Source organism: Streptococcus raffinosi (assembly GCF_030284685.1).
In the GTDB taxonomy this organism is placed as follows: domain Bacteria; phylum Bacillota; class Bacilli; order Lactobacillales; family Streptococcaceae; genus Streptococcus; species Streptococcus raffinosi.
On record NZ_JASUZV010000008.1, the window covers coordinates 1 to 19,975 of the forward strand.

The window sequence follows — 19,975 nt, forward strand, 5'->3', positions numbered from 1 at the left end:
TCATAAATTCCTTTTATACTCTATCAGAAATAATGTTGAGTCAGAAACCGTATTATACTTGACAAATGGTAGAAAAATAAGTCTAAGTTTTGGGGCTTGGTAAGGTGGAGTCTAATTCGACATAAATATTATATTCCAGTGTTTGTGATGGTACAAATTATATTATCCATTGCAATAATTTACGGATTTTTATTCATTACAAATGCCAATGATACGATTACGATGTCTTATCTTTGTACAGGAGCAATAGCAATTAATGTGATAGCAGTAACTTGTGTATTAGCTCCCCAAATTGTTAGTGAAGCTAAGCAAAATGGAGTTTATGACTATCAAAAAACATTACCGGTCTCTAGAATAGGGATTTTACTTTCAGATTTATTTATTTGGGGGTTACTATGTCTACCAGGTATTTTATCTAGTTTACTAATTAGTAGATTCGGATTTGGGTTAGATATTTCCTTTGATGTCTTTGCAATGCTTTCAATTTTATTGATCATATTTGCTTTGCTTTCGGTAGGATTTGCGATTGCTTATTTGCTACCCTCTAATCTTGTATCACTAATAAGTCAACTTATCATGATTGGAGGATTGTTATTTTCACCGATTATTTATTCTCCAAATAGACTGCCTGAATGGACAGAAAAAATTTATAACTATTTACCTTTTGTACCTTCAAGCCAGGTGATTAGAGCAAGTGTTTTTGACTTAGAGCAAATCAATTCTCAGCATTTCATTGTTCTACTTGCTTGGGCAATTGTAGGCTTCTCTCTATCATTAACGATATTATCTAGGAGGAAATAAAAATGACAGTACTAGAAATTACTGATTTAACAAAAGTAGTAGATCAGAAAACTTTATTAAATAATATCAATCTTTTACTGACTTCTTCACATATTTATGGGCTTATTGGAGAAAATGGAGCTGGAAAAACAACATTATTTAGATGTTTATTAGGTTTAAGTTCATTTGTTGGAAAAATTTATATCGATAACGAGTTAGTAACTAAAAATAACATAAATGAATTTTTGAAAAAAATTGGTTTTATTTCTCCTTTTCCAGATAGCTATGATTCTTTGACAATTGAAGAGGTATTCGAACAACATATTCGATACTATGGAGTGGCATGCATTGAAGCAGAAAAGTATTTAAAGGAATTTGGTTTAACTGTTTCTTTGACTGATAAAATTTCAATGCTTTCCTTAGGTATGAAACAACGGTTGAATATTGCTCTGGTTCTTTTACATAATCCTGATATAGTAGTACTTGACGAGCCTTTTAATGGTTTAGATAGGGAGGGGATTTCGTTATTAAAAAAAGTTTTAGTGGAGTTAGAACAGAAGGATAAATTGATTATTGTTTCTAGTCATTCCTTTGCAGAACTAGAGAGTGTTATTGATAAAGTTATCATGATTCAAAACGGAAAAATAGTAAAAACATCTGATTTTAGAGAAATAAAATCTGGAGATTTAAAAACATTAGAAGATTTATATCAAAAATATCAAGTAGAGGCTAATTTATGTTGAATCAAAGTAATTATGAATTGAAAAGAAATAAAAAGCATTTTAGCGGTTTGCTCTGGACAAATATTATTGTACATTTCAGTTTTTTAATATTTTTTAGTTTGGTTGGACGATTTGATTCCTCTGAATCACAGACTATTTTAAACTCTTCTACTGGAGTAATGGCGTTGGCAACAACAGTCACATTCTCAGTTGCGGTTGTTTATGGAGTTGTACTGTTTAATCGGTTGTTACTAAACTATTATATTAAGCAAGCAAGAGAAAAAACATATCTTTTTCCTGGTGGTCGTTTAAGTATATTTTGGGGTAAAGTTTGTGCTTTGTGTACTTATTTTGTATTTAATTTTTTCCCTGTTGTATTATTTGAGAATTTCATATTTTATTTTATTGTAAATGCATCGGGATTTGCAATGATCAGCTTCCTGAGTTATGTTTTTAAAGTTATGCTTATTGTTATATTCTCAACGTTATTCTCACTTGCTATAATTTTATTATCTCAATTATTCGGTCAAATTTTACAGTCAAGTAATACATCAGTAGTTGCATCGGTGATTTTAGTATCTGTAGTAGGGAATTTTGTAGCACTATTATATCAAATAAATAATTTTATAATTATTTTAATTATATTGATTACATTGGTGGTCCTAACTATAATATCAAAAATATTAGCAAACAGAATTCAAAAAGATGACGTTATTGAAGGTTGAATATTCTATATGAATACTAAAGGAATTGGACAAAATGTTGCTGAATGTTATTATGTGTAAGTTGGTAGGAGGTAGTATTTACATTCACTTATTTCAAGAAAGAAGAACAGATTTATCAGATACATTATCTTTTCTGTATTCAAACCTACTTATATTAGTGATCTCTTGGCGACTTTACTACACATTTAATGTTTTAAAATATCTATAGATAAATTCACTTATGAAGATAAGATTTAAATCTGTAAATTTCTGAAACAAGGATGTACTTTCGTATGGAATAAAAATCGGTTTGTAGGTCACAATGATAAATAAAGAAAGCTAAAAAGACTTATCTCTATATTGCATAGAGATAAGTCTTTTAATTATGTGACTTTAAGTCTGTTTCGCTCCGAAGGTGCGAAACAAATAAACCACCCGCTATGCGGGTGCGCATCGAAGGTTATACCGTCATAACAAAAAAACTCCAAACGAGTTACAATATAGGTGTTCAAGCCAATTGTAAAACGAAAGGAGTTAAGACTATGGCGCAAAAAGCTCACAGTTTATCACATACAAAATGGATGTGTAAGTACCACATTGTATTTACACCTAAGTATAGACGAAAAATAATCTATAATCAATATAGGAGTAGTCTGGGAGAGATTTTTCATAGACTATGCCAATATAAAGGCGTTGAAATAATAGAAGGTCACTTAATGCCAGATCATGTTCATATGCTAGTAAGTATTCCACCACGAATGAGTGTAGCTAGTTTTATGGGATATTTAAAAGGTAAAAGTGCATTGATGATGTTTGATAAACACGCCAATTTAAAATATAAATTTGGTAACAGACATTTTTGGGCAGAAGGTTATTATGTAAGTACGGTAGGACTTAATGAAGCCACAATTAAGAAATATATTCAGGAACAAGAGAAGCATGATATCGCTTTGGACAAATTAAGCGTAAAAGAATATGAAAATCCCTTTATGGATAATGGTAAGTAATGCGAATGCCTCTTTGAGAGGCTTGTGACGAGTCAAAAGCAATAAGGCTTGAACAAAGTGAAAGCCAGCGTCTTTAGGCGCTGGCTGGTATTATGGGCTTATAGCCCTTGATCAAACCACCCGTTAGACGGGTGGTTATGATTGCGATAAGCGATTGATTGAAACTGATAAATTGATTTGGTTTCCTGCCAAAAATTCTTTGGCAGTTTTTGTTTTTCTATTTTAGTCTGGTTTTGTTTATCATGTCCTCTACAAGGATGTACTTTAATTGTCTAGAATCGCTTTCTAGGACAACTATATCCTATTTACTGGTTTTCTCTAAAAAAATGCTATGATAAATCTAGGGAGGGGATTATGATGCAGATTAATCTTGAAAATTTAGTTCCCATTTCTGAAGCTAATCAAAATTTTTCTAAAGTTGCTCGTATGGTCGACAGCAAGGGGACTGCAGTGATTCTAAAAAATAATAAGCCCAAGTATGTATTGGTAGAATATGACACCTTAATTAAAAATGAATAAGGTGAGACAGAAGTTGCAGAGCAGGTCACAGTCGACGATGTGGCTAACTCTGTTTTGTCTCGTCATTTAGATGCCTTCAAGGAATTAGCGAAATGAAGCGATAAAACAGATAATTTAGTGATAGCAAAATAGATAGAAAACCAGGTCATCAGCTCTGGTTTTTCTATTGCTTTTAATATTTTCATTTGTTAGAATGTAGATAATGTGCGTGCTTGTCACGCCCTTTTTCTGTGTCTTTTACGGCTTTAGTGGTTGTAAATAACTATAAAAATCCTAAAGGCATGGTAATTGATAAAAAAGAAAAGGAGAAATTTATGGCTTATATTTGGTCTTATCTCAGACGTTATCCTAAGTGGCTGGTGATGAATTTTACGGCAGCCATTTTATTTGTTATTGCTAACTTGGGTTTGCCGACGGTTCTTGCCAGAATGATTGATGAGGGAATAAACCGTGGTGATGTTGATAAGCTTTACGCTTATGCTTGGGTCATGTTTGGTGTAGTTTTGACTGGGATTGTTGGTCGTATACTTCTGTCCTATGCGGTTGGTAAGTTGACCACTACTATGGTGCAGGTCATGCGTAATGATATTTATGCCAAGCTTCAGGAGTATTCCCACCATGAGTACGAGCAGATTGGGGTATCCTCTTTGGTGACTCGTATCACGTCGGATGCCTTTGTTCTCATGCAGTTTGCAGATCAAGTTCTCAAGCTGGGTGTTATCACTCCTTTGATGATGGTTTCCAGTGTATTTTTGATTTTGACGACAAGTCCATCTTTGGCTTGGATTGTGGCAATCTCCTTGCCTTTCCTAGCCGTAGTTGTCTGGTATGTGGCGGTAAAAACGCGTCCGCTTTCTGAAAAGCAACAGGCAACTCTTGACAAGATTAACCAGTATGCTCGTGAAAATCTAACTGGACTTCGTGTCATTCGAGCTTTCGCTAGAGAAGATTTCCAAGAGAAGAAGTTTGCCTCTGAAAATGCTGCCTATGCGGATAATTCCAGCAAGCTCTTTAAATTGACTGGTTTGACCGAGCCACTTTTTGTACAAATCATCATCGCCATGATTGTGGCAATTGTTTGGTTTGCTCTTGAGCCATTAGGCTCTGGAAGTTTAGCTATCGGGGACTTGGTTGCCTTTATTGAGTATAGCTTCCATGCACTCTTGTCTTTCCTTTTCCTAGCCAACCTCTTTACCATGTATCCTCGTACGGCGGTATCTAGTGAACGTCTGCAGGAAATTATGGACATGCCGATTTCTATCAATCCAAATGAAGATGGCGTGACAGAAACCGAGACTAAGGGATATTTGGAGTTTGACAATGTGACCTTTGCCTATCCTGGTGAAACGGAAAGTCCTGTCCTACACAATATTTCTTTCAAGGCAAAACCTGGTGAAACCATTGCCTTTATCGGATCTACGGGTTCAGGTAAATCATCACTTGTACAGTTGATTCCACGCTTTTATGATGTAACACTTGGACGCATTCTTGTTGATGGTGTAGATGTCCGTGACTACAATCTTAAGGCTCTTCGTCGTAAGATTGGCTTTATTCCACAAAAAGCCCTGCTCTTTACAGGGACTATCGGTGAAAATATCCGTTATGGTAAGGAAAATGCCAGCCATGAGGAATTGAATCAAGCTACGGATGTGGCTCAAGCCAAGGAATTTATCGAAAGTAAGGAAGAACGCTATGATTCTCACTTGGCTGAGGGTGGCAGCAACCTTTCTGGTGGACAGAAGCAGCGTTTGTCAATTGCACGTGCGGTGGTTAAACGTCCTGATCTTTATATCTTTGATGATTCCTTCTCTGCCTTGGACTACAAGACTGATGCGACTTTGCGCCGTCGTCTAAAAGAAGTGACTCAAGATGCGACAGTCCTGATTGTAGCCCAACGTGTGGGAACCATTATGGATGCAGATCAGATTATTGTTCTGGATAAGGGTGAAATCGTTGGTCGTGGCCGTCACGAAGAGCTTATGGAAAGCAATGACATTTACCGTGAAATTGCTAATTCACAATTGAATCAAAAGAGTCTTACAGAAGATTAGAAGGAGGTCAAAATGAAGAATAATAAAAAGAAAACAACTCATTCCTCAAGTTTTGGCCGTCTTTGGTCCTACTTGCAGGCTTATCGTTTGCCACTTTACCTAGCTATTTTCTTGAAAATTGTTAGTGTCATCATGAGTGTTCTTGAACCTGTTGTGATTGGATTAGCCATTACGGAACTGACTAAAAATACGCTGGACATGTTCAAGGGTGTGGAAGGTGCCCATATCAACGTTTCCTATGTTGGTGTGGTTCTGGTCTTTTATCTCTTGCGTGGTCTCATCTATGAGTTGGCTTCTTACTATTCCAACTATTTTATGACCAATGCCGTGCAGGCAACGGTTCAGGATATGCGTAATGAGATGACTGAGAAAATCAATCGTACCTCAGTGTCATACTTTGACAAGCATCAATTTGGGGACCTCTTGGGACGCTTTACCAGTGACGTCGAGACAGTTTCGAATGCCTTGCAGCAGTCCTTTTTGCAGGTAGTTAATGCGGTCTTTACTTTGGCCTTGGTTATCGGGACAGTGCTTTACCTTAATCTTCAATTGGGAGCTATAGTTGTCATCACCATTCCCATTACTTTCTTTGGTGCTCGCTTTATCATGAGTAAGTCTCAGCCCTATTTTAAGCAGCAGGCTGATGCCCTAGGTGCTCTTAACGGTTTTGTTCAAGAAAATCTGACTGGTTTCAATGTGCTTAAGCTCTTTGGTCGTGAGGACAGATCCTTAGATGACTTTAAAGAAATCACGGAAGACCTTCAGAAGGTAGGGTTTAAGGCCAATTTCATTTCAGGACTCATGATGCCTGTCCTTAATGGTTTGTCTGATTTGACCTATCTGATTGTTGCTGTTCTTGGTGGTTTGCAAGTTTTGGCTGGTCGTCTGACGATTGGTAATATGCAGGCCTTTGTTCAGTATGTTTGGCAGATTAACCAACCCATTCAGAACTTGACTCAGTTGGCTGGACAATTGCAGAGTGCTAAATCTTCTTTGGACCGTATTTTCCAACTGATGGATGAACCAGACGAGGCCAATGATGCCACTGAGGTGCTTGAAGGAGACTTGACTGGCCAAGTTAGTTTTAAGCATGTGGACTTCCAGTATGTGGCTGATAAACCTCTGATTCGTGACTTTAATCTTGAAGTCAATCCTGGTGAAATGGTGGCTATTGTCGGCCCAACTGGTGCCGGAAAATCAACCATTATCAACCTCCTCATGCGTTTCTATGATGTGACTGCAGGTTCTATCTCGGTGGATGGTCATGATATTCGTCACTTGTCACGTCAAGACTATCGTAAACAATTTGGTATGGTGCTTCAGGATGCTTGGCTCTTTGAAGGAACTATCAAGGAAAATCTTCGCTTTGGTAATCTTGAGGCGACTGACGAAGAAATCGTTGAAGCCGCTAAGGCTGCCAATGTGGACCATTTTATCCGTACTTTGCCTGGTGGTTACAACATGGAAATGAACCAGGAATCAAGCAACATTTCACTGGGACAAAAGCAACTTTTGACCATTGCCCGTGCGCTTTTGGCTGATCCAAAAATCTTGATTTTGGACGAGGCAACTTCATCAGTTGATACCCGTCTGGAACTATTGATTCAAAAGGCCATGAAGACCCTTATGCAAGGTCGAACAAGCTTTGTCATCGCTCACCGTTTATCAACTATTCAAGAAGCAGACAAGATTTTGGTCCTTAAAGATGGTCAAATCATCGAACAAGGGAACCATGAATCCCTCCTTGCAGATAAAGGTTTCTATTACGATTTGTATAATAGCCAGTTTGCGGAGAAATAAACAGAAAATGCCCCCAGTTTTAACTGGTGGGCATTTTGTTTACTTTTTATGTTTTAAACTTCTGATAAATTGGATTTCTTCTTCGGTAAGATCCTTCTTAACAAATGGATTACCAAAGTTTTTTCCAGTCATCATGAAAATGTCGTATTTAGTTTCATAAATATCAGTAATGTCTTCATAATTAAGAGTTAATGTCCCTCTCTTTGTGGTGACGATAACATGGTCTTCTTCAAAGGTAAAAGTCGACTCAAGATTCTGCATTAGAGGATTCTTGTTATAGGTCCGATTCATTTTCATGTTAATCAAGTAATACATAGCAACCAAAAATAGAGATGCTAAGAAAATACCGTAAATTGGTAGACCATTTGCAACACAGTATATCAGAATCAGAATAGGCATAATAATCAGATAAGCCATTGCAAATTTATGTTGTCTAAAAATTTTCCAAGAAAATCTAAGGTAAAGGTCCCTAGTCATTGTGCTTTTAATTGTAAATGGTAACATTTTTCCCTCCTTAGCAAGTATTATAACATAGGAAAAATGTAAATGAAAATAAGGTTAAGAATGCTTTTACATTTTTAACCTTATTCTTTTTAATATTTATTTCTCAGCACGTCGTGTGACGAACATGGCATCTCCGAAACTGAAGAAGCGGTAGCGTTCTTGGACGGCGTGTTTATAGGCATCGAGGACAAATTCACGACCAGCAAAGGCTGAAACCAACATGACCAGAGTTGATTTTGGAAGGTGGAAGTTGGTTGAAAAGGCGTCTACGACTGTGAATTGGTAGCCTGGTTTGATAAAGATATTGGTCCATCCTGAGTCGGCTTGGAGTTGACCATCGTATTTATTGCCGATTGTTTCCAGTGTTCGGATAGAGGTTGTTCCAACAGCAACAATGCGGCCTCCAGCGGCTTTGACGCTATTAAGGGTATCGGCAGCGTCTTGACTGAGGGTGTAAAACTCTGAGTGCATCTCATGTTCGTCGACATTCTCAACAGAAACAGGTCGGAAGGTTCCCAGCCCAACGTGGAGGGTGAGGTAGACCAATTTTACGCCTTTAGATTCAATCTTTTGAAGCAATTCAGGTGTGAAATGGAGACCAGCTGTTGGTGCAGCGGCAGAGCCATTTTCCTTGGCATAGACCGTTTGGTAACGGTCACGGTCTTCCAATTTTTCATGGATATAAGGTGGCAATGGCATCTCGCCCAAACTTTCCAAGACCTCAAGGAAGATACCGTCGTAGCTGAATTCTACGATTCGACCACCGTGATCCAGTTCCTCAGTGACAGTGGCAGTCAAGCGCCCATCACCAAAACTAACCTTAGCACCTACTTTAAGGCGTTTGGCTGGCTTAGCCAAAACTTCCCATTGATCCCCTTGGGTATTTTTCAAAAGGAGAAATTCCACATGGCCGTGGGTATCAGGCTTTTCACCATAGAGACGGGCTGGAAGCACACGTGTATTGTTCATAACCAAGGCATCGCCAGGATTAAGCTGGTCAATGATGTGGTCGAAGTGGGTGTCAGTCATTTCCTTGGTTACAGGGTCAATGACCAAGAGTTTAGAGGCATCACGTTGCTTCAAGGGTGTTTGGGCAATCAGTTCCTCTGGCAGTTCAAAATCAAAATCGTTTGTATTCATTTCTTTCCTCGTTTAAAAATGTTCAGCCTTTTTATTATAGCACGATATAGGACGACCGTCATTAAACTTGTCGAGTAAAAGCGCTTGACAAAAAAGTTAAAAAAAGAGATAATAAAGAAAAATGGTATATACCAATTAGCGAGGTGTGAAAAATGAAAACGATTATTGTAAAAAATCAACTTGAAGGAGGAAAGGTTGCCTTTGACCTTTTAAAAGAGAGCCTTGCAGCGGGTGCTCAAACTTTGGGCTTGGCTACAGGTAGTTCCCCTATTGCCCTTTACCAAGAGATGATTGAGAGTGATGTGGATTTTTCAGAACTTTACAGTGTCAATTTGGATGAATACGTCGGACTAGCACCAGACCATGAGCAGAGCTACCATGCTTTCATGCAAGAACATCTTTTTAATGCTAAACCATTTAAAGAGAGCTTCTTGCCTGACGGCATGGCTGAAGATTTGGAGCAGGCAGCTAAGGACTACGATGATATCTTGTCCCAACATGTCATTGACTTTCAAATCTTAGGAATTGGAAGTAATGGGCATATTGGATTTAATGAGCCAGGTACGTCTTTTGATAGTCAAACCCATGTGGTTGACTTGACTGACAGCACCATTGAATCTAATAGCCGTTTCTTCGCCAGTCGAGACCAAGTTCCTACAAAGGCTATTTCAATGGGGATTGCTTCCATTATGGCTGCTAAGACGATTATCTTGTTTGCCTATGGTGACAAGAAGGCAGACGCCATTTTCAAGATGGTAAAGGGTCCGGTAACAGAGGAAGTACCGGCCAGTGTCTTGCAACATCATCCAGACGTGACTCTTATCTTGGATGAAGCAGCCGCTGCGAAATTGTAGGATAATACATGAGTCAAGAAGATGTGAGTATAGAAAAAAACAGGTTGAGCTAGTGCTACTCAACCTGTTTATTAATGAATAAACATAATATAGATTTTGACTTCAAATATTTACGTTACCTAATTATTACTCATTTTTCATCAATTACCTAAAATTCTTTAGTCGGAATAGTCCCTATTTTTATTGGTAATAAAATCTCTATTTGATATTGTCCATCTTTTATAAAGCGTTTGATATTACCTTGATATTCTTGAACAAGAGCATCAATATTTCGCAACCCCCAGCCATCTTTTTGACGGGATTTACGAGTAGATTTTTCTTTCTCATCAAAATTATTTCTAATTTTGATAAAAAGATTTTGTTGAAAGTATCGGATATTAAGTGATAAGCTTCTTTCTTTATTTGGTAGTCTGAGACAAGCTGCAATACTATTGTCTAGGCAGTTTCCTAATATAACAGCTAAAATATCTGGTTGAATAGATAATTCTTGTGGTACAAAGCAATCAATTTCCATTTCTATCTCATCTTTTAAATGATGTAGTTTTTGATTAAGTAAAAAATTAATAGTTTGATTTTTAGAGTAGAAAGTTTGTTCACCTACTATACTATCTGTTAATGAATAAAGATAATCTTTTGCCTCTTCAGGATTTTTCTCTAAAAGCGATAAAAGAGTCAAATGTTTATTTTTTAAGTCATGCCGAAGACTTTGGAGACGTTGATACTCTTCTTGAGATTGTTGTATTTCTCGAACTTGAAACTGTAGCTGTTCTTTTTCCAATTGATTTTGGTAATATTGCTGCTGTTGACGAGCAAGGTACAGATTAAAATAAAGAGAGGAGAGCGTCAATACAATGAGAGATGAGAGAGAAATGATTGATAGGTAATCTGCTCCAAATACCCCTCCTTGAATGGCAGATATTGTAAAAGCAAAGAAAATAGATAAAAGAGGCACGATAAACTGATAAAGCCAGTTTCCCTTAGAAGTAGCAATACGAAGCCTTTGATGGGATAGGAGAAGCTTTCGTAAAATAAGAGTTATTCCTGTAGATAAGAAGAAACTTATTCCGAGATACAAACTAATAGCTTCTAAATTTTTTGATAGTTCCCCTAAAGGTAAAATTAGTTGGATTCCTTGGTTTAGAACAGCCCCTGCTAACAAACTTAGACTAGTTTGTAAAAGAATCCAAAAGGAAGACTGGCGAATAGGATAATCAAAATTGAGGCCGATTAGATAGTATTCTAAAATGTTTAGAAGGAGATTACTGACCAAAAAAATACGACTTTCAGAGAATAGGAACACGAGTTCCCCATGAAAAATCAATATGAAAAAAAGGGCTACTAAAGGCTTCTTTTTCATATTGATTTTAGACAATGGTCTATAAAATAACATACTTGCTAGAAATAAATCGTACAAGATACTGATTATTCGTAATCCTACTAACATTAAAAATGCCTTTCACTTAGATAGCTATAATACTTTTCTTTAAAAGAAAACTGAAACTTTCTACTAATTGGGAGTAGGTGTTCTTCAGTCCCATTTAGTAAAATAGTAACTGTTTTTGAATCAAAGTCTTTGATGTATTTGGGGTTTAAAATATAGGAAGCATGAATTTGAATAAAATAATTAGGGAGTTTTTCCAAAATCTCTTTTGTTTTTAGTAGAGACTTGTAGGTACCTGTCTTTGTGTATATAAATACTGAACGTTTATCTTTCTCAAAAAATACAATATCGCTCGAAGGGACAGAATAATTGTGCTTACCAAATGAGAAGGTAAAAAGTGCTTGGCCTATATCCAAAAAACGCAAAATACGATCCAATACTTTCGTTAACTTTTGAGGTTCTATCGGTTTTACGATATAGTCAAAAGTCTGAACTTCGAAGACTTGTTCCATATAATCACGATAACTTGTCACAAAAATAATAGGAATGAAAGGATTAAATTTTCTAATCTTCTGTGCTACGTCAATTCCATTGATTCCTGGCATATTAATATCCAAAAAGACACAGTGGATGTCTGGCGTTAGCTGATTTAAGAGTTTTTGTGGATTTGTATAAAGTTTTGTTTCTAGAGAAAATTTATCATAAGAAAGTAAATAATGTTCTAATTGACTAGCATCTCTATCAGAGTCATCACAAATAGCAACTTTTAACATTGAAAACCTCCTCACTCATTTCTGTATGTTAATTATAACGTTAAAATGGTCAATTATGACATAATCATAAGACTCTCTTAAGGCTATTATACAATAACCCTATAAAAAATGAAGTATGCTGGGAAATCTTCTCAATACGGAGAAACGAAATTATGACTTTTGAAACGCTCACCATTGAAAATTTAACAAAATCATTTGATAAACAACATTTTGCTAATAACCATATCTTCTTAGAGCTAGAAGCTGCAAAAATCACAGCTCTTATAGGACATAATGGTGCTGGTAAATCAACTCTTTTAAAGCAAATGATTGGTTTTATTAAGCCTGATCAGGGAGATGTTCACTACGGAGATATTTCTTTTATACATAACCGTAAACAAGCTCGAACAATGATGAGTTATATGTCACAACAGTATGCACCACTTGAAAAGTTAACTGTTGAGCAAAATTTAGAGATGATTGGAAGAATGAGAGGGTTAAGCACCTCAGAACTACAAAAAGAAATTGAGCACCTTCTAGCAGATCTAGAAATAGTAGAATACCGTGATAAACAAGGGAAGAATCTTTCAGGAGGGCTAAAACGGCTTACATCTTTTGCCATGGCATTAATTGGCTCTGCTGATATCATGCTTCTTGACGAACCAACCAACGATGTTGATCCTGTACGTCGTGAAAAACAGTGGCGATTATTACAAAAACTGGCTTATAAAGGACATACTATTATCATTGTTACCCACAATCTACTAGAGGTTGAAAAATATGCGGATAATTTTGCTCTTTTTAACCATGGTAAATTATTAAAATCTGGTCCAGTACACCAAATGTCTTATAAAAATCATTATCAAATTTCTTTCAATTTTGTTAGTAAAGAATTTTTAAGTCTATTCGAACATTTTACGATAGTCAATGGTTGTGTTTGTCAGATGGAAATTGAGGAAAGTGAATTAACCCGAATACTCATTCAAGTCAAGGAAGGTCTAGAAAAAGAGCTTATTTCAAACCTTTCAGTTAAGATGAAAACATTATCTATTTCCAATCTCTATAAAGAGGAGCTTGTTAACTGATATGACTCAATTTTTTTACTTACTTCGTTGGAACTATCTTCGACAAAAAAATCTATTCATTCTATTCACACTAGCTCAAGTACTTTTGTCCGTTTCACTTCTTTTTGGGTATCCGTTGGTAATTGGTAAGATGGACACAACAACTGCTTACTATCTTGCCTCTGGAACAGTTTTAATGGGAGTTATTTCTATTGGATGTACAATTTCATCTCCTGTTATAGCTAATGCCAAGTCAGAAGGTCATGTGGACTATATTCGAGCTTTACCTATTCCTAGAATTCTAATTTCTTTAGCTGATCTATGTATATGGTTAATTGCTATTTTACCAGGTGTATTCTTCTCTTTTTTATTAGGCTGTCTTCGCTTTTCTGTCCAATTAAATTTGTCAATTTTGTCTGTTTTTGTGATGCTGCTTATTTGCCTAACAATGATTAGTCTAGGATTTTCAATTGCTTATATATTTCCCCAAAATATTGTCACGCTAATGTCTCAGCTTATTTTAATGATTGGTCTTATGTTTTCACCAATCATGTACCCGTCAGGTCGTCTTCCAGATTGGTTAGATCAACTTTATTTTCTACTTCCATTTGTCCCTTCTGCGAATCTTCTTAGAGCTAGCTTTTATAGACATGGAACTGTTTCGCTTGTAGATATAGGAGTTCTTATTTTCTGGATTTTTCTGACACAACTGCTTATCTTAGGGACACTACAGAAAGAATTGTAATACTATCTTGTCGAAAAATAATCCCACGAAACTCAGGTTGAGGCATCTGGTACTCAGCCTTTTTCTTTTGTGATAATTCTCCTCCAAACAAATCAATTGCCTAGTCCTCTTTGATAGCGCTATAATAGTTAAGTTGATTTTGACTATCAAACAACAACTATAGATATTTCATAAAGAAAGAGGAAATACAATGGCAAAACCTATTCGAGTATTGCTTTATTATAAATACCTTCCTATCGAAAACGCTGAGCAATTTGCGGCTGACCACTTGGCTTTCTGTAAGTCAATCGGCCTCAAAGGACGCATCTTGGTCGCTGACGAGGGGATTAATGGAACGGTTTCTGGTGACTATGAAACCACTCAAAAATACATGGATTACGTTCACAGCCTTCCAGGGATGGAGGACCTTTGGTTCAAGATTGATGAGGAAGAAGAACAAGCCTTCAAGAAGATGTTTGTTCGTTACAAGAAGGAAATCGTTCACCTTGGTTTAGAGGATGATAACTTTGACAGCGACATCAATCCGCTTGAAACTACAGGTGCTTACTTGTCACCAAAAGAGTTTAAAGATGCTCTTTTAGATGAGGACACTGTTGTCCTCGATACACGTAACGACTATGAGTATGACCTTGGTCACTTCCGTGGAGCCATTCGTCCAGACATTCGCAACTTCCGTGAATTGCCACAATGGGTCCGTGATCATAAGGAAGAGTTCATGGATAAGCGCGTGGTTGTTTACTGTACTGGTGGTGTCCGCTGTGAGAAATTCTCAGGTTGGATGGTCCGTGAAGGCTACAAAGATGTTGGCCAATTGCACGGTGGTATCGCAACTTACGGAAAAGATCCAGAGGTTCAAGGGGAGCTTTGGGATGGTAAGATGTATGTCTTTGATGAGCGTATTGCCGTTGATATCAACCATGTAGATCCTATCGTTGTCGGTAAAGACTGGTTCGATGGCACACCTTGTGAACGCTATGTCAACTGTGGTAACCCATTCTGTAACCGCCGTATGCTCACTTCAGAGGAAAATGAAGACAAATACCTCCGTGGCTGCTCACATGAATGTCGTGTCCACCCACGTAACCGTTATGTCTCTGAAAATGGTTTAAGCCAAGAAGAAGTTGTCTCACGCCTTGCGGCAATTGGTGAGAGCTTGGATGTAACACTTGCCTAAGTTTAAATATTGAAGAAGCTGAGAGAGATCTCGGCTTTTTATATTGCAATTTATTTCTAAAAATATGACATATATATATTGCAAATAGAAATATATAGTGTATAATATAAATGAAAAGAGATGGTAATCACAATCGATTTCGAAGAAAATATCAGATATGCTGAAAAGGAGGGGGCATGTGGCAAAGAATTTACGCTTAAAAGCAGCACGAGCGGAGCATGATATGACTCAGGGTGACTTGGCTGAAGCGGTAGGAGCAACAAGACAAACCATAGGGTTGATTGAAGCTGGAAAGTACAATCCCAGCCTAGCCTTATGCATTGCTATTTGCAAAACACTGAATAGGACTTTGGATCAGCTGTTTTGGGAGATTTAGGAAGGAAGTAAAGATGATGAAATTCAAACTGATTAATAATGAGGTTACAGATGAACGCGAAAAAGCTCTAGGTAATAAAGTTGCTGCCGAATGCTATTACATAATGATTGCAGGGACACTTGTATGCTTAGTTTATGGCTCCCTCTTTAACAATGGTGTCATCTCTGCTGATTACTTACTTTATCCATTGTTGATAAGTAGTATTTGGTCTATTTATAGATCTGCACGACTTAGTGTTAACACTTTTGGGGGTTCTGGTATGACAGTCCTAGGTTGTTTACTGGTGGCTGGGCTTTTCACCCTTATGATAATGTCAGCTAACTATCGGTACAACCATGATGTCTATCATAATAATCCCTTGGATCCTAGATATCTCATGGCTTGGCCAATTACTTATACCATATATGCTCCCGTTGTTTTCTTTATGAATTGGGCTCTCGTTGCACTGGGAAGATATGAGAGAAGGCGTCTTGAAAAACAGCTAGACGATTTGGAGAATGAAGAATAAATAGTGTTAGAATCAGACCAGACTTTTGGGTCTGATTTTATTATGTTATAATGGGTCCTAAAACTAAGGAGGTCACGTATGCTACTAACTGAATTTGATGCGAATAGACAAGCGATTATCAATCCACAAGACCTACATGAACCAATTGAGGGATTTCCAAAAGTAGTTATCTCTTGCTTTTCAAGAGTGACCTTTGCGCGCTTGCTTGAGAATTATGATCATGAAATCATCGTAAGAACCTCCATGGCCAATTTTGAAGTCATTGTCTATGGGATTACGATTGGAGACCAACAGATTGCTGTCTTTAATGCACCAGTTGGGGCTGCTTCCTGTGTGGGAATTATAGAGGATTTGATTCAATTTGGGATGGAAAAACTCGTTCTCTTTGGGACTTGTGGGGTTTTGGACCAAGATATTGAGGCGACCTCCATCATCATTCCAACAGCTGCTCTTCGCGATGAAGGGACCAGTTACCACTATCTTCCAGCTAGTGATGAGGTGGAAGTGAATAAGGAAAGTCTCCCTCTCTTCCAAGTCTTTCTGGATCATCACAAGGTTTCCTATCAAAAAGGAAAAGTTTGGACGACAGATGCTCCTTACCGGGAAACCATCGACAAAATGAAGCGTCGAAAGGAAGCGGGAGCTATTTGTGTGGATATGGAATGTTCGGCAGTGGCTGCCTTAGCAGCCTTTAGGGGCTTTGAGCTCTGCCATTTCTTCTATGCGGCAGACCACCTCTCGGAAGAAAAATGGGATATTCGAACCTTATCAAGTCATGAGGATTTAGATGGCAAGGATCGAATTGCAGAGTTAGCCATCCAATTTGCACTCTTATGGGAGAAGACGTCTTGAAAAACAGCTAGACGATTTGGAGAATGAAGACTAAATAGGGTTAGAATCAGACCAGACTTTTGGGTCTGATTTTTTATTGGGATGACATAAAACTCTCTTTTTCAAGCCTCTTATTTGTAATCATTCTAAATAACTGTTATAATACTTTTTAGAATGATTCTAAATAAGGAGGATACAATTGGAAGATAAGAATTTTGCAGAACGTTTAAATATTTTGAGAGCTGGTGTCTTGGGGGCCAATGATGGTATCATTTCCATTGCGGGAGTGGTTATCGGTGTGGCTAGTGCGACATCGAACATTTGGTTTATTTTGATTTCAGCCTTGTCAGCGATTTTTGCCGGTGCCTTTTCAATGGCAGGTGGCGAATATGTCAGTGTGTCAACGCAAAAAGATACCGAAGAAGCTGCTATCGCTAAGGAACAAGCCCTTTTGAATCGCTCACCTGAGGCAGCTAGAGAAAGTTTATATCAAACCTTCCTCAGCCAAGGAGATTGCGAAACGGCAGCGGAAGTTAAGGTCAATCAGGCCTTTAGTAAAAATCCAATCAAGGTCTTGGTTGAGGAAAAATATGGCGTTGATTTAGAAGAAATCACAAATCCATGGCATGCTGCCTTCTCTAGTTTCTTGGCTTTTTCAGTGGGTTCTTTGCCACCAACATTAGCTATCCTGCTTTTCCCAGAGCCTTACCGTATTCCTGTAACGGTGGTTGTGGTTGCACTGACCTTACTCTTGACTGGTTATATCAGTGCCAAACTTGGAAAAGCACCTGTAAAACAAGCTATGTTGCGTAACTTGACAGTAGGTCTCTTGACAATGCTCGTGACCTTTGCAGTAGGTCATATCTTCCACGTGAATGTGTAACGGTTAACAAGATGATAGGTCTACCTTTTTAGGTAGGCTTTTTTAGGTAGGCTTTTTTAGTCTACTAGACTATGCTTATCCGTGGTACAATAGGGCTATGCGTTTAGATAAATTATTAGGCCAGGCGGGCTATGGTTCTCGAAATCAGGTCAAGAAGCTCATTCGTAGTCGGCAAGTCTATGTGGATGGTGTCTTGGCAGAACAAGACAATCTCAATGTGGATGCTAGTCTCCAGACCATCACGGTTTCTGGTAAGGAGCTAGAGCATGCGCCAGAAGTCTACTACCTTATGAATAAGCCGTCAGGAGTGGTGTCAGCTCGAAAGGACAAGGAACACCAAACAGTTATTGATTTGATTAGGCCTGAGGATCAGCGAGAAGGGCTTTATCCTGTGGGGCGTTTGGATAGAGATACGGAAGGTTTGGTGCTGATTACCAACAATGGTCCCCTGGGCTTTGCCATGCTTCACCCACGCTATCATGTGGCTAAGATTTATTACGTTGAGGTCAATGATGTTCTTGGGCCTGATGCACCTGCATTTTTTGAGTCAGGTGTTGTCTTTGAGGATGGGACTATTTGTAAACCAGCTCAGCTGGAAATTCTCAGTTCTGCAAGTGATAAAAGTTGTGCTCAAATCACGATTTCAGAAGGCAAGTTTCATCAAGTGAAAAAGATGTTCTTGGCTTATGGGGTCAAGGTGACCTACCTCAAACGTATTTCCTTTGGAGATTTTGTCTTAGACGAAAAGTTACCAAGGGGAAGCTATCGTCCATTGACCGAGGAGGAAAAGAGCATCTTAAAAAGGTATTTAAACTGAGCCATTTAGTTTTGGGTTATTTGGGTTATGTTACGGTGGAAGTGTTAGCTATAAGTAATAGTTATGGTATCCCATAAGTAATTTTAACTATTCATTTGGTCAATACAGTGGTATGATAGAAGTAATTTAATCGGTAAGCTTAGTTAGCGCAACTTCATGTACTGTTTTAGGACAGTGAAAGAGGGAGGTCTATTATGACAGATGTATTTTACGAGGATTTAGCAAAGACACGTCAGCAAATTCATCAACATCCAGAAGTTTCTGAAGATGAACACGAGACAACCATTTTTTTGAAAGGGTATTTGAGAAAATTAGGTATTGAACCTTTAAATTATCCTTTAAAGACAGGACTGATTGCTGAAATTGGGTCAGGCCACCCGATTATTGCTTTACGTGCTGATATCGATGCGCTTCCAATTCAGGAAAATACTGGACTTTCTTATGCCAGTGAAAATGGAGCCATGCACGCATGTGGTCATGATTTTCACCAAACCTCTCTCCTTGGAGCAGCACAGATTTTAAAAGAAAGAGAAGCGGAGCTGAAAGGCACAGTTCGCTTGATTTTCCAACCAGCTGAGGAAAATTTCCAAGGGGCCTACCAGATTATTGAAGCGGGTGGTATTGACGGTGTGTCAGCTATCATCGGTTATCACAACAATCCTCACTTGAAACCGGGACAGATTGGTCTTCGTTCAGGTGCGATTATGGCAGGTGTGGAGCAGTTTAGGGTTGATGTCAAGGGTGTTTCTTCGCATGCGGCCCGTCCTGATTTGGGTGTGGATACGGTTTTGGTCACTACGACCATCATTAACAATTTGCAGCAAATCGTAGCCCGAACGATTTCACCTTTTGACTCAGCTGTTTTGTCCGTAACTCATATCGAAGTTGGCAATACTTGGAATGTTCTGCCGGCATCAGGCTTTTTTGAGGGAACAATTCGTACTTTTGATCCTAAGATTCGTGAGGATGTCATTGCTCGTTTTGAAAAGGTCGTTCAGGCAACAGCTGACCAGTTTGGTGCTCAGGCCGATATTGTTTGGGGCAATTCTCCCTTTGTGACTTACAACGATTTGACTCTCACACCTCTCATCTTTGAACATTCTAAGGCTTTCGCAGAAGTGATTGAAACCTTGCCATCAACAGGTGGCGAAGACTTTGCGACTTATCAGAAGGCAATCCCAGGTGTTTTTGCCTTCATTGGTTCTAATGGAGACGATGATGCTGCCGACTGGCACCATGATGATTTTCTTGTGAAAGACGAGGCTTTACCTGTAGCTGTTAATTACTATGTGGAAAACGCCCTCTTCCTATTAGATTATTTTAAGGATAATCACTAATCATTGAAGAATATATAATTGAAGCA

General features: G+C 38.0%; 20 protein-coding genes and 1 pseudogene. 17 read left to right on the top strand and 4 right to left on the bottom strand.

The annotated features are described in order from the left end of the window. The first annotated feature begins 96 nt into the window (after window positions 1-96). From QRD39_RS06225 to QRD39_RS06255, 7 genes and pseudogenes are all read left to right on the top strand, one after another. A complete protein-coding gene (locus QRD39_RS06225) occupies window positions 97-801 on the top strand; it encodes an ABC transporter permease (RefSeq protein ID WP_285955999.1) in 705 nt (234 codons plus the stop codon). Window positions 802-803: 2 nt separating this feature from the next. Beyond that, complete coding sequence (locus tag QRD39_RS06230; RefSeq protein WP_285956000.1) at window positions 804-1,523, top strand: ABC transporter ATP-binding protein; 720 nt, start codon at window positions 804-806, stop codon at window positions 1,521-1,523. Then, window positions 1,517-2,227, top strand: a complete 711-nt coding sequence (locus tag QRD39_RS06235; RefSeq protein ID WP_285956001.1) for an accessory regulator AgrC — start codon at window positions 1,517-1,519, stop codon at window positions 2,225-2,227. Before QRD39_RS06230 ends, QRD39_RS06235 begins: the two co-directional genes overlap by 7 nt. A gap of 521 nt (window positions 2,228-2,748) precedes the next feature. Next, a complete protein-coding gene (tnpA, locus tag QRD39_RS06240) occupies window positions 2,749-3,213 on the top strand; it encodes an IS200/IS605 family transposase (protein ID WP_285956002.1) in 465 nt (154 codons plus the stop codon). A gap of 357 nt (window positions 3,214-3,570) precedes the next feature. Beyond that, window positions 3,571-3,828 (top strand): annotated as a pseudogene (locus QRD39_RS06245) (type II toxin-antitoxin system Phd/YefM family antitoxin). Window positions 3,829-4,046: 218 nt separating this feature from the next. Then, the gene (locus QRD39_RS06250; protein WP_285956003.1) at window positions 4,047-5,783 is read left to right on the top strand and encodes an ABC transporter ATP-binding protein; all 1,737 of its coding nucleotides are present in this window, start codon (window positions 4,047-4,049) and stop codon (window positions 5,781-5,783) included. Between the two features lie 12 nt (window positions 5,784-5,795). Next, on the top strand, window positions 5,796-7,583 hold the full coding sequence (locus QRD39_RS06255; RefSeq protein ID WP_285956004.1) for an ABC transporter ATP-binding protein: 1,788 nt from the start codon (window positions 5,796-5,798) through the stop codon (window positions 7,581-7,583). Window positions 7,584-7,622: 39 nt separating this feature from the next. Here the strand turns inward: QRD39_RS06255 and QRD39_RS06260 are convergent, their stop codons facing one another. Together QRD39_RS06260 and queA are read right to left on the bottom strand one after the other, a co-directional pair. Then, window positions 7,623-8,087, bottom strand: coding sequence for a YcxB family protein (locus tag QRD39_RS06260; RefSeq protein WP_285956005.1), 465 nt, complete (start codon window positions 8,085-8,087; stop codon window positions 7,623-7,625). 96 nt (window positions 8,088-8,183) lie between these two features. Next, window positions 8,184-9,227 carry a tRNA preQ1(34) S-adenosylmethionine ribosyltransferase-isomerase QueA gene (gene queA, locus QRD39_RS06265; RefSeq protein WP_008534027.1) on the bottom strand — a complete coding sequence of 348 codons (1,044 nt, stop codon included), beginning with the start codon at window positions 9,225-9,227 and terminating at the stop codon, window positions 8,184-8,186. A 152-nt stretch (window positions 9,228-9,379) separates the two neighbouring features. Here queA and QRD39_RS06270 point away from each other — a divergent pair, with 152 nt between their 5' ends. Beyond that, window positions 9,380-10,081: a glucosamine-6-phosphate deaminase gene (locus tag QRD39_RS06270; protein WP_285956006.1), complete on the top strand. Its 702-nt coding sequence runs from the start codon at window positions 9,380-9,382 to the stop codon at window positions 10,079-10,081. A gap of 148 nt (window positions 10,082-10,229) precedes the next feature. Here QRD39_RS06270 and QRD39_RS06275 read toward each other — a convergent pair whose 3' ends face one another. Continuing rightward, complete coding sequence (locus QRD39_RS06275) at window positions 10,230-11,525, bottom strand: sensor histidine kinase (RefSeq protein WP_285956007.1); 1,296 nt, start codon at window positions 11,523-11,525, stop codon at window positions 10,230-10,232. Continuing rightward, window positions 11,525-12,235, bottom strand: a complete 711-nt coding sequence (locus QRD39_RS06280) for a LytR/AlgR family response regulator transcription factor (RefSeq protein WP_285956008.1) — start codon at window positions 12,233-12,235, stop codon at window positions 11,525-11,527. Before QRD39_RS06280 ends, QRD39_RS06275 begins: the two co-directional genes overlap by 1 nt. Window positions 12,236-12,387: 152 nt before the next feature. On the opposite strand from QRD39_RS06280, the gene QRD39_RS06285 reads away from it, so the two are divergent. The 9 genes from QRD39_RS06285 to QRD39_RS06325 all read left to right on the top strand — a co-directional run bounded on the left by QRD39_RS06285 (window position 12,388) and on the right by QRD39_RS06325 (window position 19,949). Beyond that, a complete protein-coding gene (locus QRD39_RS06285; RefSeq protein WP_285956009.1) occupies window positions 12,388-13,299 on the top strand; it encodes an ABC transporter ATP-binding protein in 912 nt (303 codons plus the stop codon). A 1-nt stretch (window position 13,300) separates the two neighbouring features. Continuing rightward, window positions 13,301-14,023, top strand: a complete 723-nt coding sequence (locus QRD39_RS06290; RefSeq protein ID WP_285956010.1) for an ABC transporter permease — start codon at window positions 13,301-13,303, stop codon at window positions 14,021-14,023. A gap of 190 nt (window positions 14,024-14,213) precedes the next feature. Then, the gene (trhO, locus tag QRD39_RS06295; RefSeq protein ID WP_285956011.1) at window positions 14,214-15,197 is read left to right on the top strand and encodes an oxygen-dependent tRNA uridine(34) hydroxylase TrhO; all 984 of its coding nucleotides are present in this window, start codon (window positions 14,214-14,216) and stop codon (window positions 15,195-15,197) included. 178 nt (window positions 15,198-15,375) lie between these two features. Beyond that, window positions 15,376-15,573, top strand: a complete 198-nt coding sequence (locus QRD39_RS06300) for a helix-turn-helix transcriptional regulator (protein ID WP_306766662.1) — start codon at window positions 15,376-15,378, stop codon at window positions 15,571-15,573. A gap of 13 nt (window positions 15,574-15,586) precedes the next feature. Then, a complete protein-coding gene (locus QRD39_RS06305) occupies window positions 15,587-16,081 on the top strand; it encodes a DUF6773 family protein (RefSeq protein WP_285956012.1) in 495 nt (164 codons plus the stop codon). A 78-nt stretch (window positions 16,082-16,159) separates the two neighbouring features. Continuing rightward, on the top strand, window positions 16,160-16,933 hold the full coding sequence (locus QRD39_RS06310) for a nucleoside phosphorylase (protein ID WP_285956013.1): 774 nt from the start codon (window positions 16,160-16,162) through the stop codon (window positions 16,931-16,933). A 178-nt stretch (window positions 16,934-17,111) separates the two neighbouring features. Then, entirely contained in the window at window positions 17,112-17,795 is a 684-nt protein-coding gene (locus tag QRD39_RS06315) for a VIT1/CCC1 transporter family protein (protein WP_285956014.1), read from the top strand. A gap of 97 nt (window positions 17,796-17,892) precedes the next feature. Further along, window positions 17,893-18,612 carry a 16S rRNA pseudouridine(516) synthase gene (locus QRD39_RS06320; protein ID WP_285956015.1) on the top strand — a complete coding sequence of 240 codons (720 nt, stop codon included), beginning with the start codon at window positions 17,893-17,895 and terminating at the stop codon, window positions 18,610-18,612. A gap of 194 nt (window positions 18,613-18,806) precedes the next feature. After that, window positions 18,807-19,949 carry an amidohydrolase gene (locus QRD39_RS06325; protein ID WP_285956016.1) on the top strand — a complete coding sequence of 381 codons (1,143 nt, stop codon included), beginning with the start codon at window positions 18,807-18,809 and terminating at the stop codon, window positions 19,947-19,949. Window positions 19,950-19,975: the final 26 nt, after the last annotated feature.